Below are 13,308 nucleotides of genomic sequence, written 5' to 3' on the forward strand. Positions count from 1 at the left end.
TCTAGCCCCACCCTGAAAAAGCAGGGTGGGGCTTTTTTACGACATCATGATTCGATTTTGTCGAATGAAACTGGGAAAACGTTGCGCTTTTGCTTATCTAAAAGCACCGTAAAATAGCCCCAATACCAACTACTTATTTGTTAAAGGCTATTTTATGACCACTCAAGCGCTGATGGTGACTTCTTCTATTTTGGGCGACAACGGGCAGTCGAATGCGCTTGCCCACCATTTTAAAGCGCTGGCGGAGTCTCGCTCTGGCGTAGCGGTCACTCACCGGGACGTGGTAGCCAATGCACTCCCCCATTTGGCGATTGAGGAGCTAGGTGCCTGGCAAACCCCTGCCGAAGAGCGCAGTGCTGAGCAGAAAGCGTTAGCTGCCTACTCCGATGAGCTATTGGCAGAACTGCGTGCCAACGATGTGCTGGTACTGGCGGTGCCGATGTATAACCTAGGCATTCCTTCTCAGTTAAAAGCGTGGTTCGATCGGGTACTACGTGCCGGTGAAACCTTCCGCTACACTGAAAATGGCCCCCAGGGTTTGATTGAAGGCAAACGGGCGATTATTCTCGCTGCCCGTGGTGGTCAGTATGCAGGCACCGAGCTTGATAGCCAAACGCCACATCTAAAAACCATGCTTGGTTTGATGGGCATTAACGATGTCGAGGTCGTTTTTGCTGAAGGTTTAAACATGGGCGATGAAAAGCGCGATGCGGCGCTAAAAGAAGCGTTTCAAGCCATTGATCAGTTGGTCGAAGCGCTCTAAAACACCGTCTAGCCGCTGAGACAAACAGTCATTAAGAAAAACCAGTCGAGAAAGCAATGCCGCGCCCGGAGCTGCTTGAACAAATCTATACCATCGTTGATCAGATTCCCGCTGGACGGGTGACGACCTATGGGCGTGTTGCAGCAATGACAGAGGGCGCTACCCCGCGCATGGTGGGCTCGGCCATGCGTCACTTGCCAGACGGGCATCAGTTGCCCTGGCACCGGGTAATCGCCGCGTCGCTGACGCTAGCTGACCATGGTGGTGCTGCGCGTCAGCATCAAAAGCTACGTGACGAAGGCGTGGTGTTTGATAGCAAAGGGCGGGTGCCCGCTCATCTTGTCTGGCCTGATTGAGCTAAGTGACGCGCGCTAAAAAATAACGCCGCTCGAATTGAGCGGCGTTATTGGTTTACTCTTCCAGGTTAGCCCCAGACTTCCAGGACCAATCGCGCCAGCGAAGGTCAAACAGGTCCTTGCGGCGGTCTTTTAGGTTGGTGACCGAGCCTTCGGCACGCACCACCGTCAGGCGCGTTAAATCAAGATCCGAGAAGAAGATCATTTCGGTGTTAGGCGTCGTTTCTGCCAGTACTGCATCATGGGGGAAGGCAAAGTCAGACGGCGTAAACACAGCTGATTGCGCGTACTGGATATCCAAGTTTTCAATCGAGGGTAAGTTACCGACGCTGCCGCATATCACCACGTAGCACTCGTTTTCGATGGCACGTGCCTGTGCACAATGGCGTACACGCAGGTAGCCGTTTTTGGTGTCGACCCAAAATGGTACGAACAGAATATCCATATCCTGGTCAGCCAGTAGGCGGCCAAGTTCCGGGAATTCCACGTCATAACAGATTAAAATGCCCACGCGCCCTGCGTCGGTGTCGAATACTTGCAGTTCGTCGCCACCCTCAATCACCCAATCGCGGCGCTCTTGTGGGGTGATATGCAGTTTAAATTGCTTCTCTACTTCGCCGTCTCGGTGGAAGAGATAAGCGACGTTATAGAGTCGATCATCTTCACCCACCTCAATCATAGAGCCACCAACAATGTTGATGTTGTATGAGACTGCCATTCTCGACAGTTCGCTCTTGAATCGGTCGGTAAAGCTTGCAAGGAAGCGTATAGCGGCCGTCTGGTCTTTTTGGGCGGCGCGATCTTGCAAGCCCATCAGTGGCGTTGTGAATAGCTCGGGAAAAACGGCAAAGTCGCTTTGGTAATCTGATAATGCATCTACAAAGTATTCAATCTGCTGTAAGGCTGCTTCAGCAGACGCGAACTCACGCATTTGCCACTGCACGGCACCTACGCGAACTTGCGTGGGGCGGGTATCGAGCACGCTTTCGGCTGGCTCAAACAGAATGTTATTCCACTCAAGCAGCGTGGCATAACCACGGGACTGCTCATCTTCCGGCAAGTACTTGCGCAGCAGGCGTTTGACTTGAAAGTCATTCGCCAGCTGAAATGACAAAATAGGATCGTAGATTTCTTTACGAGAGACTTTTTCGATGTACTGAGCGGGCGTAAGTTCTACCGCGTGTTGATGATATTCAGGTATCCGCCCCCCGGCTAAAATAGCGCGCAAGTTGTGTGACCGGCACAGCTCTTTGCGTGCTTCATATAAACGCCGCCCCAGACGGTAGCCACGGTAGTCGGGGTGGATCAGCACATCCAGCCCGTACATGGCATCGCCATCCTCGTTGTTGAGGATGGTTTCACGATGGCCGATGAGGTCATCATATTTATGCGGATTAGAAAACTCGTCGTAATCTACTTGTACAGTAAGTGCTACGCCCACCAACATTCCATCGTCTTCAATGGCGATTTGGCCATCGGGAAATTCCTGAACCAGCTTGTCGATAGTATGCTTTGGCCACGCACCACCGATATCGTGATATACCGCGTCCATCAAGGCTTTGAGCTGTTCGTAGTCGTCGCTGGTCAGGTTACGCAGGTTAAGATGTAGTTCTTCTAGGGACATATTCAGGGGTTCCCGGCCGTCGAATGGAGTTAGCCTAGTCTATCATTGCTGGGTTCTGCTCGTTTTATCTACCGCCACCGCGCGCACCAGCGGCCGCGTTAGCGTCTGCGCCATGATCACACCTGCCAAAATTAACAGCCCGCCGATGAAGTGGAATCCAGCCACCCGCTCACCTAAAAATGCCATCGCAATAAGCGCACTAAACAGCGGCATCAGGTTGATAAAAATACTCGACTGGTTAGCGCCGATTTGGCGCACTGCGCGCATCCATAAAAAGGTGGTGATAATGGAGGCAGGAATGCCCGCGTAGAGAATCAGCCAAATATTGTGGCTATCCACCGGTGTCATGGGGCCCATTAAATAAGGTGGCAGCAAAAACAGCACCGCAAAGCATACCTGAGCATAGAGCATTACCCAGGGCGGTAAGTTCATAGCCCAGCGCTTAAGCATCACGCCATACAAGGCGTAACAGGTAGCGGCGACGACCATCAGCGCGTCGCCGTAGGCGACCTGGAGCTGCAGTAAGGAGAGCGGGTTACCCCGGCCAAGCAGCACGGTTACCCCCACAAAAGCCAGCACACCGCCAACGACACCGCCTAAGGTGGGCGGTTCGCGTAAAATGAGCGCGCTTAACAGCACTGTTAGTAGAGGCACCATGGCCGCTAGTATGCCCATATTGGTTGCAGTGGTCGTTTCAGCCGCCACATAAGCTAAGCCTTGCCACAGCCCCATGCCTAATAGCCCTAGTAGCGCCAGTTTAGGCCAGTTGCGATATATCTCCTCGCGGTGGCGTAGTACTGCAGGCAGCACAAACGGAGTCATGACCACCAGAGCTAACAACCAGCGTAAAAAAGCGATGCTGCTGGGGGCAATAGCACCGACGGTTAATTGGTTAATAGTCATATTCCCTGACCAGATCAACACCGTGGCCAGTGGCGGTAAAAAGTAAATCAATGGCATAGCACGTTCCCTAATTGTTAGCCGGTTAATGTGACGCGCTTTGCCGTGATGAGCAAGGCCTAAGGCGACCCAGTGCCGTCGTGATTTCAAAGCGTGATATTAAGATGGGTAAAGGTCTGTACGTCGTGGCAAGTATGTCATACGCTTGTTTGAATGTTTTCGGCAAGAAGTTCTAAAATTTAGAAGTTCTAACAATAGTGAAGCTCTAACACTGTAGGAGCACCGTGATGAACCATACGCCCGCTTACCCCAACCTTTTTCGCCCGCTGACCCTCGGCCATTTAACGCTTCCCAATCGTGTGCTGATGGGATCGATGCATACCAATTTAGAAGAGGCGTCCAATGGCTTTGAGCGCTTGGCCGCGTTTTATGCCGAGCGCGCGCGCGCGGGCGTTAGTCTGATCGTTACCGGGGGCATTGCTCCAAATGCCGAAGGCGCGGTTTTTCAGGGCGCTAATGCGCTGACGGAGGAGTCCCAGGTACAAGAGCATCGGCAGGTGGTGGACGCTGTGCATGAGGCGGGGGGGCATCTCTGTATGCAGATCCTTCACGCTGGCCGATATGCTTACTCTCCTGAGCTAGTGGCCCCCTCCGCTATACAGGCGCCTATCAACCCATTCACCCCGCGGGCGCTTTCAAACGATGACGTTGAGCAGCAAATCGCTGACTACGTGCGCTGCGCAACGCTTGCCCAGCAGGCGGGTTATGACGGTGTTGAGGTCATGGGGTCCGAAGGCTATCTGATCAATCAGTTTATTTGCCAGCGTACTAATCAGCGCGATGATGAATGGGGCGGTAGCTTCGAGCAGCGTATCCGCTTCCCCGTGGAAATTGTTGCGCGTATTCGTGCAGCGGTCGGCGAGCGTTTCTTGCTGATTTTCCGCCTCTCGATGATTGACCTAGTGGAGGAGGGCAGCACGTGGGAAGAGGTGGTTCAGCTTGGGCAGGCCATTGAAGCTGCCGGCGCTAACGTGATTAATACCGGTATTGGCTGGCATGAAGCGCGGGTGCCAACCATTGTCACCAGCGTTCCCCGCGCCGCCTTTACCGAAGTCACTAAGCGTATTAAATCAGCGCTCTCTATCCCGCTGATTACCACCAATCGCATCAATATGCCGGAGGTGGCCGAGCGCGTGCTGGCTGAAGGCCACGCCGATATGGTTTCCATGGCGCGTCCTTTTCTGGCTGACCCAGAGTGGGTAAGCAAAGCCGAAGCAGGCTTGGCGAAAGAAATTAATACCTGCATCGCCTGTAACCAGGCCTGCTTGGATCACACCTTTATGGGCAAGCTGACTTCATGCTTGGTAAACCCCCGTGCTTGTCACGAAACCGAGCTGAACCTTGACCCCGCGCAAACGCCTAAGCAGGTAGCAGTGGTGGGCGGTGGTCCAGCGGGGCTGGCTACCGCCGTCGCAGCGGCAAGTAGAGGGCACCATGTGGTGCTGTTTGAGCGCCGCAGCGAGCTGGGCGGGCAGTTTAACTATGCCCGCAAAATTCCTGGCAAAGAGGAGTTCAATGAAACCCTCCGTTACTTCCGCGTTATGTTGGAAAAGCATGGGGTAGAAGTGCGTTTAAACACGGCGGCCACTCCCGACAACCTCGCTGAGTTTGATGAGGTGGTGATTGCCACCGGCGTGATGCCCAGAGAGCTGGCACTCCCAGGGGCTGATCACCCCAGCGTGCTTAGCTATGCTGAAGCGATTGAGCAACCCGAGCGGGTAGGCAAGCGCGTAGCGGTCATTGGCGCGGGTGGCATTGGGTTTGATGTATCAGAGCTATTGGCCCACCAAGGGCATCCCTCCCTGGATCTTGATGCCTGGTGCGATGAGTGGGGTGTCGACCTCGCTATGGGCGAGCGGGGTGGTTTAAAATCGCCAATGCCACCAGCCTCATCCCGTGAAATTGTTATGCTGCAGCGTAAAAGTTCTAAGCCCGGCAAAAATCTGGGTAAAACCACGGGCTGGGTGCACCGCGCATCGCTAAAACAGCGTGGTGTGAAAACCCTGACCGGCTGCGAATACCTTAAAATCGACGATGCAGGCTTACATATCCGTCGTGATGACGAGGAGCAGGTGCTGGCGGTAGATTCGATTGTTGTTTGTGCAGGCCAGGAGTCGGTGCGTGATTTAATTGCCCCCCTCAGCCAGGCTGGCGGTCGTGTCCACGTGATTGGTGGTGCAGATGAAGCGGCCGAACTGGATGCCAAGCGTGCTATTGACCAAGGCACGCGTCTTGCCGCTGCGCTTTAGTCAAGTTATTAGCGCGGGTGACGTAAACGTTTAAATGGCGATAGACTGGTTAACCAATTTAGCTGTTAACCACGGTTAAATCTCCAAGGCGCGGGTGGCACCCAGCCCGCGCTGTACGACCGCGAGATAAAAAGGACTATTGCCATGCCCTCGGAGTGCACCCCACGATTTTTGGCCAGTGATAATACGTCCGGAATTTGTCCGGAGGCCATGCAATATCTGCTAGAAGCCAATCAATCCGATGACTTGGCCTACGGCAACGACCGCTGGACCGCCCGCGCCGCCGATCGCTTTCGTGAAATGTTCGACTACGATTGCGATGTGTTTTTTGTGTTTAACGGTACCGCCGCAAACTCACTGGCCCTTTCCGCGATGGGGCGCAGTTACCACAGCGTGATTTGTCACGAGCTGGCGCATATTGAAACCGACGAGTGCGGTGGTCCCGAGTTTTTTTCAAACGGGGCCAAGTTGCTCACCTCGCCCGGAGCTAATGGTAAGTTGACGCCACAAGGCATTGAGGCGTTAGTAACCAAGCGCAGTGATATTCACTACCCCAAGCCCAAAGTGGTTTCGCTTACCCAGGCGACAGAAGTAGGCACGGTGTATTCGCGTGAAGAGCTGCTCGCCATTCGCGCGATGGCCGATAAACACGACCTACGTCTGCACATGGACGGCGCGCGGTTCGCCAATGCCTGCGCCGGTCTCAATGCGAGCCCCGCCGAGCTCACTTGGCAGGTGGGTGTTGATGTTCTGTGCTTTTCAGGCACTAAGAACGGCCTTGCGTTTGGTGAGGCTATTCTGTTTTTCAACCGCGATTTGGCTGAAGACTTTGCCTACCGTTGTAAGCAGGCAGGGCAGTTGGCATCAAAAATGCGCTATGTTTCCGCGCCTTGGTTGGGGCTTTTGGAAAGCGGTGCATGGTTGACCAATGCTGAGCACGCTAACGCGATGGCACGCTATTTATCGGAAGGGTTGCAGGCACTTCCCGGTGTTTCACTGATGTTTCCTACCCAGGCGAACAGCGTCTTTGTTGAACTGCCCCCCCAGGCCATCGAAGCGTTGAAAGCTAAAGGTTGGACCTTCTACACCTTTATTGGCGCCGGTGGTGCGCGTTTTGTCTGCGCTTGGAACACCACCGTTGAATTGTTAGATCAGCTATTAGTCGATGTAAAAGCAGTACTAGAGTAACGCGTAATGCGGCTTTTATTGTCGATGCGCCGCCTTATGGCGGCGTTTTGCGTTCTATTCACGGCTGCTGATTTTGATTTAGCGAATATGCGCTGAGCGATTTCAACGCAACTAAACCTCTTCTGTCATGCTCATAACCATAACGCTGCAGCGTTGAAGAATTAGTAATTACTTTTTGCTAATGCTGACTACGCTGATAAAGCGACACCTCGTTTTGTACGCCGTTACAACGCTGTGTTTGTGCGGTAGCTGCCTGAGGATGGGCTACAGGAGAGTTCAATGAGCATCTTTGATCACGTTCAAGACCGATTCGCCCGCGTACAGCAAGAAGACATTAGCCTTGAGGAGTATCTAGCGCTTTGCCGCAGAGACCCTAAGGTCTATGCGAGTGCCTCTGAGCGCATGCTTGAAGCAATAGGCGAACCTGAAGTGATCGACACGGCGAAAGACCCGCGTCTGTCACGCATTTTTTCGAATAAGGTGATTCGCCGCTACCCTGCCTTTGCCGAATTTCACGGCATGGAAGAAGCCATTGAGCAAATTGTGGCTTACTTCCGCCATGCAGCCCAAGGGCTAGAAGAGCGTAAGCAGATCCTCTATTTATTAGGGCCGGTGGGTGGCGGTAAGTCGTCGTTGGCTGAGCGCTTGAAGCTGCTGATGGAGCGTATCCCCTTTTATGCCATTAAAGACTCCCCCGTTTATGAGTCGCCGCTAGGGCTATTTTCTCCTGAGGAGGACGGCGAACTACTGGAACAGGAGTACGGCATTCCCCACCGCTACCTGCGCAGCGTGATGTCGCCCTGGGCTGCTAAACGACTTAAAGAAGCCGGTGGTGATATCTCCCAGTTTCGGGTAGTGCGGCTTTACCCCTCACGGCTGAATCAGATCGCCATTTCTAAAACTGAGCCGGGCGATGAAAACAATCAGGATATCTCCTCCTTAGTAGGTAAGGTGGATATCCGCCAGCTAGAGCTTTACTCACAAGATGACCCCGATGCTTACAGCTTCTCAGGCGGGCTATGCCGCGCTAACCAGGGGCTGATGGAGTTTGTGGAGATGTTTAAAGCGCCGATAAAGGTGCTGCACCCGCTACTTACCGCGACCCAAGAGGGGAATTACAACCCCACCGAAGGCATGGGGGCTATTCCTTTTGACGGCGTGATTTTAGCCCACTCCAATGAGTCGGAATGGCAGGCGTTTCGTAATAACCGCAACAACGAGGCGTTTCTAGACCGGGTTTATATCGTCAAGGTGCCTTACTGCCTACGGGTTTCTGAAGAGATCAAGATTTACCAAAAGCTATTGGAGGACTCTTCCCTCAACGCAGCGCCCTGCGCGCCGGATACGCTGCGTATGCTGGCTCAGTTTTCGGTGCTTTCGCGGCTAAAGTTGCCAGAAAATTCCAGCATTTATTCGAAGATGCGCGTTTATGATGGCGAGAACCTGAAAGACACAGACCCTCGGGCTAAGTCGATTCAAGAGTATCGTGACGCGGCCGGTGTTGATGAGGGTATGCAAGGGTTATCGACCCGTTTTGCATTCAAGATTCTCTCCAAAGTATTCAATTTCGATAGCACAGAAGTCGCGGCCAACCCCGTGCACTTACTCTATGTGCTGGAGCAGGCGCTAGAGCGCGAGCAGCTACCCTCTGAAGTGTTTGAGCGCTATATAGGTTTTATTAAAGAGTTTTTGGCGCCCCGCTATGTGGACTTCATTGGCAAAGAGATCCAAACCGCCTACCTGGAGTCTTACAGCGAGTATGGCCAGAATATTTTCGACCGTTATGTAACCTATGCTGATTTTTGGATTCAGGATCAAGAGTACCGCGACCCCGAAACCGGCGAGCTGCTTAACCGCCAATCGCTGAACGAGGAGCTTGAGAAAATTGAGAAACCGGCAGGGATTTCCAATCCGAAAGACTTCCGCCATGAGGTAGTTAACTTTGTGTTGCGTGCTAGGGCGCAAAATAACGGCATGAACCCCAGTTGGCAGTCCTATGAAAAACTCAAAGGCGTTATCGAACACAAAATGTTCGCCAATACTGAAGAGCTGCTACCGGTGATCTCGTTTAATGCCAAGGCCTCGAAGTCTGACCAGAAAAAACACGAGGATTTTGTGGCGCGCATGGTAGACCGTGGCTACACCGAAAAACAGGTTAGGCTACTGTCGGAGTGGTACTTACGTGTACGCAAATCCCAGTAGCGGATGGTTCTTAAGGCTAGTGCTGGGTAATAGGGCTAGCGCTTAAGGCCACGGTTAAGGAGGTCGTATGACCTACTTTATTGATCGCAGACCCAACGCTAAGCACAAAAGCGCGGTCAATCGACAGCGCTTCCTAGAGCGTTATCGTAAGCACATCAAGCGTTCGGTGGAGGAGGCGGTGAACCGCCGCTCCATCACCGACATGGAGCGGGGAGAGAAAATATCTATACCCACTAAAGATATCTCTGAGCCGGTCTTTCAACACGGCCCCGGCGGTGCGCGAAATATTGTATCGCCGGGGAATAAGGAGTTCTTGGAAGGCGATAAAATACGCCGCCCTAGCGGTCAGGGCGGTGGTGATGGCGCAGGGGAAGGGGGGGCTTCTAACCAGGGCGAGGGTAACGATGAATTTGCCTTCACCCTTAGCCGCGAGGAGTTTCTGGAGTTTGTGTTCGACGGTTTAGAGCTGCCTCATTTGCAACGCAAGCCGCTTAAATCCCTCGAAGAAATCAAGATGGTGCGGGCAGGGCTAGCTCGGGATGGTGTGCCATCACGAATTAGCATTACCCGCTCAATGCGGGAAGCCTATGCACGCCGTATTGCCATGCGTGCGCCTATCAAGCGGGCGTTAAAAGAGGCTCAAGACGCGCTAGCTGCCGAAGAGCGTAAAGACCCGGTATTGCGCAACCCTGCACGTATTGCCGAGCTGAAGGCCGAGGTCGAGCGCCTGGAGAAACGCATCGAAGCGGTGCCGTTCATTGATACCTACGACCTGCGTTATCACCAGTTGGCCGCACAGCCTCAGCCCTCAAGCCAAGCAGTGATGTTCTGTGTGATGGATGTATCCGGCTCCATGACGCAAAACCATAAAGACATCGCTAAGCGATTCTTTTTATTGCTCTATCTGTTTTTAGAGAAACATTACGAAAAGGTCGAGCTGGTGTTTGTGCGCCACCACACAGCGGCGCGGGAGGTCAGCGAAGAGGAGTTTTTCTACTCCCGGGAAACGGGCGGTACGATTGTTTCTAGTGCGCTCACGTTGGTGAATAAAATCATCGAGAAGCGCTACCCGGCCGGGCTGTGGAATCTCTATGTTGCGCAAGCTTCCGACGGTGATAACTGGGACGACGACTCAAATATTTGTCGGGATTTGCTGATCAAACAGCTTATGCCGCAACTGCAGTACTACGCCTATGTAGAAATTACCCCCCACGACCATCAGTCGCTTTGGCATGAGTATGAAACGGTGGCCGCACAGTTTTCTGAGCGGTTTGCCATGCGTCAGATTGTTGATGCGGGAGATATCTACCCTGTCTTCCGCGAGCTGTTTAAGCGCCGCTTAAGTCAGGAGCGGTAACGCGAGTAGAGGAGTGCGCTATGAGTGTAACCCGCAAACCAATAGCCACCGGTTCCGACTGGAATTTTAGTGTATTAGAGCGCTTCGACGAGGAGCTCGCTAGGCTCGCTGATGAGTATCGGCTGGACACCTATCCCAACCAAATAGAGGTAATCACCACCGAGCAGATGATGGATGCTTATGCCAGTGTGGGTATGCCGGTGGGCTACCATCACTGGTCGTTTGGTAAACAATTTCTTGCTGTCGAGCAAGCATATAAACGTGGTCAGATGGGGCTTGCCTACGAACTGGTGATTAACTCTAACCCTTGTATTGCCTACTTGATGGAAGAGAACACCCTGATGATGCAGGTGCTGGTCATTGCCCACGCCTGCTATGGGCATAACTCGTTTTTCAAAGGCAACTACCTGTTTCGCACCTGGACTGATGCAGACTCCATTGTTGATTATTTGGTGTTTGCCCGTAAATACATTGCTCAGTGCGAAGAGCGCCATGGCGTTCATGCGGTAGAGCAGCTGTTGGATGCCTGTCACGCGCTGCAAAACTATGGTGTCGATCGCTATAAGCGTCCTTCGCCTATTTCTGCGGAGGAAGAAGCCAAGCGGCAAGAGGAGCGCGAAACTTACCTGCAAACCCAGGTCAACATGCTTTGGCGAACGATCCCAGAGCCGCCTAGCGGTATCGCTCCGCTGCCGGGTAGCCTACCAAGCAATGATGATCCGTTGGGGTTGCATGATGGGGTCTCCTACCCACCGGAGCCGCAGGAGAACCTGCTTTACTTTATTGAGAAAAATGCCCCGTTACTGGCGCCCTGGCAGCGTGAAATTGTGCGGATTGTGCGTAAGCTGGCGCAATACTTTTATCCACAGCGGCAAACCCAGGTGATGAACGAAGGCTGGGCCTGTTTTTGGCACTACACCTTAATGAATCGGCTCTATGACGAAGGCAAGGTGGATGAAGGCCTGATGCTGGAGTTTTTGCAATCCCACGCGGCGGTCATCAATCAGCCAGGCTTTGATAGTTCCCACTACAGCGGCCTTAATCCCTATGCGTTGGGCTTTGCGATTTTTATGGATATCAAGCGTATCTGTGAAGCTCCCACTGAGGAGGACAAAGAGTGGTTCCCGGATATAGCGGGCAGCGCGTGGCGAGACACCCTTGAGTTTGCTATGCGTAACTTTAAAGATGAATCCTTCATCCAGCAGTTTTTGTCGCCCAAGGTCATGCGCGATCTTAAGCTTTTTTTAATCGTCGATGATGATCAGTCAGAAACGATGGAGGTGGCTGCGATTCATGACGACCGAGGGTATAAGCGAGTGCGCAATGCACTTTCAAGTCAGTATGCGCTTTCATTGCGTGAACCTAATATCCAAGTGGTAGAAGCCGCCATTCGCGGTGATCGCTCGTTAACACTGCACCACGTTCAGGATAGCCGTCGACCCTTAGGCCGCAGTGTTTATCCAGTTATACGCCATTTACAGCAGCTCTGGGGGTTTCCGGTACAGCTGGTGTCAATAGAGGAGGGTAGAGTTACCCATCGATTTCGCTGGCCGGTAGAAGAGGAAAACAAAGACACTGGCTAGTGGTTCCCAAAAAATTACCCCGCGACAGGCGCGGGGTAATATCTAGCGGCGTTTGCCTAACGACTAAGCGTTATGCTTGCGCTGTCCAAGACTGACACCAGCCTTTGGGTTCAACGCTATTTTGTGGGAACAGTTGGCAGCCTTCTTTATCGGCGACCCAGAACATGCAGTTATCGCAAACTTCGCCTTCTTCATAGGCGGGGTGATCGCTTGCGTCACTTGCAACTTCAACGTAGTTAAGTGCTTGAGCGGTGGATGAAGAAGGGTCTAGGCGCGGCAGTTCTTGTGCAAATGCAGTTTTAGAAAGAATCCCAGCACCCAGCGGCAGAGCAGCAAGACCTAAAACGCTGTTACGCATGAACTTACGACGGCTTTGATTAGCCATGGTATCTCCTTATCGTCACGGACTGACGTTAGATCATAGTTACGGGTGGTGGTTCCACCTCTTTAACGTTTCAACACATGGTGCATAAACGTTGCCAGCTACATGCTAGCGCATGCTAAAAATTTGTGCGAATAACCTTATGAAAAGCGCGACAATTGGTCACGTTACGCCGCAGTGCTTGGCCTTGTCCGGTGGGCTGTTATACTCGGCTGATTGCCGCTTTGCGGTTTTTATATTTATTTTTCAAGGAGGGCGCTATGCAAAACGCAGTTATTTTAATTAATACTGAAAAGGGCCAGGTCAAAGCGGTCGCCGAGCGTCTAGCCGATGTTGAAGGCATCAGCGAGGTTTACTCCACTTGCGGCCGCTACGACTTGGTTGCTATTGCGCGAACCCGCGACTTTGAAAGCTTGGCGGAACTGGTTACCGAGCGTCTTAACGCCGTGGAGGGAATCAGTGATACCGAAACCCTTAATGCCATGCAGGTGCACTCCCGCCACGATTTAGAAACGATGTTCTCGGTTGGCTGGTAGCCGTTTCACCTGCGAACGGTTAGTGCCAAATGAACACTACAAACCCGTAAAAATAATCAAATAGAAAAATCAACTAAAATAAGTGCTTAGAAGATAGGTACTTAGTAG

The 13,308-nt window shown here is 52.7% G+C and carries 11 protein-coding genes; 8 read left to right on the top strand and 3 right to left on the bottom strand.

Features of this window, described 5'->3' with window-relative positions; genetic code table 11:
* Positions 1 to 154: 154 nt before the first annotated feature.
* Both P8S54_RS16285 and P8S54_RS16290 read left to right on the top strand, forming a co-directional pair.
* Positions 155 to 763, top strand: coding sequence for an NAD(P)H-dependent oxidoreductase (locus P8S54_RS16285; protein ID WP_281442581.1), 609 nt, complete (start codon positions 155 to 157; stop codon positions 761 to 763).
* A gap of 56 nt (positions 764 to 819) precedes the next feature.
* Positions 820 to 1,119, top strand: a complete 300-nt coding sequence (locus P8S54_RS16290; RefSeq protein ID WP_009097168.1) for an MGMT family protein — start codon at positions 820 to 822, stop codon at positions 1,117 to 1,119.
* Positions 1,120 to 1,174: 55 nt separating this feature from the next.
* Here the strand turns inward: P8S54_RS16290 and P8S54_RS16295 are convergent, their stop codons facing one another.
* Both P8S54_RS16295 and P8S54_RS16300 read right to left on the bottom strand, forming a co-directional pair.
* The gene (locus P8S54_RS16295; RefSeq protein WP_281442582.1) at positions 1,175 to 2,743 is read right to left on the bottom strand and encodes a carbon-nitrogen hydrolase family protein; all 1,569 of its coding nucleotides are present in this window, start codon (positions 2,741 to 2,743) and stop codon (positions 1,175 to 1,177) included.
* A gap of 42 nt (positions 2,744 to 2,785) precedes the next feature.
* On the bottom strand, positions 2,786 to 3,703 hold the full coding sequence (locus P8S54_RS16300; RefSeq protein WP_281442583.1) for a DMT family transporter: 918 nt from the start codon (positions 3,701 to 3,703) through the stop codon (positions 2,786 to 2,788).
* A gap of 227 nt (positions 3,704 to 3,930) precedes the next feature.
* On the opposite strand from P8S54_RS16300, the gene P8S54_RS16305 reads away from it, so the two are divergent.
* The 5 genes from P8S54_RS16305 to P8S54_RS16325 all read left to right on the top strand — a co-directional run bounded on the left by P8S54_RS16305 (position 3,931) and on the right by P8S54_RS16325 (position 12,282).
* A complete protein-coding gene (locus P8S54_RS16305; RefSeq protein ID WP_281442584.1) occupies positions 3,931 to 5,952 on the top strand; it encodes an NADPH-dependent 2,4-dienoyl-CoA reductase in 2,022 nt (673 codons plus the stop codon).
* Between the two features lie 144 nt (positions 5,953 to 6,096).
* Entirely contained in the window at positions 6,097 to 7,140 is a 1,044-nt protein-coding gene (locus P8S54_RS16310; protein WP_281442585.1) for a low specificity L-threonine aldolase, read from the top strand.
* A gap of 279 nt (positions 7,141 to 7,419) precedes the next feature.
* Positions 7,420 to 9,342 (top strand): PrkA family serine protein kinase, encoded by a 1,923-nt coding sequence (locus P8S54_RS16315; RefSeq protein ID WP_009097158.1) that lies wholly within the window; start codon positions 7,420 to 7,422, stop codon positions 9,340 to 9,342.
* Between the two features lie 67 nt (positions 9,343 to 9,409).
* Positions 9,410 to 10,699, top strand: coding sequence for a YeaH/YhbH family protein (locus P8S54_RS16320; RefSeq protein ID WP_281442586.1), 1,290 nt, complete (start codon positions 9,410 to 9,412; stop codon positions 10,697 to 10,699).
* 20 nt (positions 10,700 to 10,719) lie between these two features.
* Complete coding sequence (locus P8S54_RS16325) at positions 10,720 to 12,282, top strand: SpoVR family protein (protein WP_281442587.1); 1,563 nt, start codon at positions 10,720 to 10,722, stop codon at positions 12,280 to 12,282.
* A gap of 70 nt (positions 12,283 to 12,352) precedes the next feature.
* Here P8S54_RS16325 and P8S54_RS16330 read toward each other — a convergent pair whose 3' ends face one another.
* The gene (locus P8S54_RS16330) at positions 12,353 to 12,667 is read right to left on the bottom strand and encodes a high-potential iron-sulfur protein (protein ID WP_281442588.1); all 315 of its coding nucleotides are present in this window, start codon (positions 12,665 to 12,667) and stop codon (positions 12,353 to 12,355) included.
* A gap of 257 nt (positions 12,668 to 12,924) precedes the next feature.
* Between P8S54_RS16330 and P8S54_RS16335 the strand changes: the two genes are divergently transcribed.
* The gene (locus P8S54_RS16335) at positions 12,925 to 13,200 is read left to right on the top strand and encodes an Lrp/AsnC ligand binding domain-containing protein (protein ID WP_009097150.1); all 276 of its coding nucleotides are present in this window, start codon (positions 12,925 to 12,927) and stop codon (positions 13,198 to 13,200) included.
* Positions 13,201 to 13,308: the final 108 nt, after the last annotated feature.

The sequence above is a fragment of the Halomonas sp. M1 genome (genome assembly GCF_029581375.1).
Taxonomy (GTDB): Bacteria; Pseudomonadota; Gammaproteobacteria; order Pseudomonadales; family Halomonadaceae; genus Vreelandella.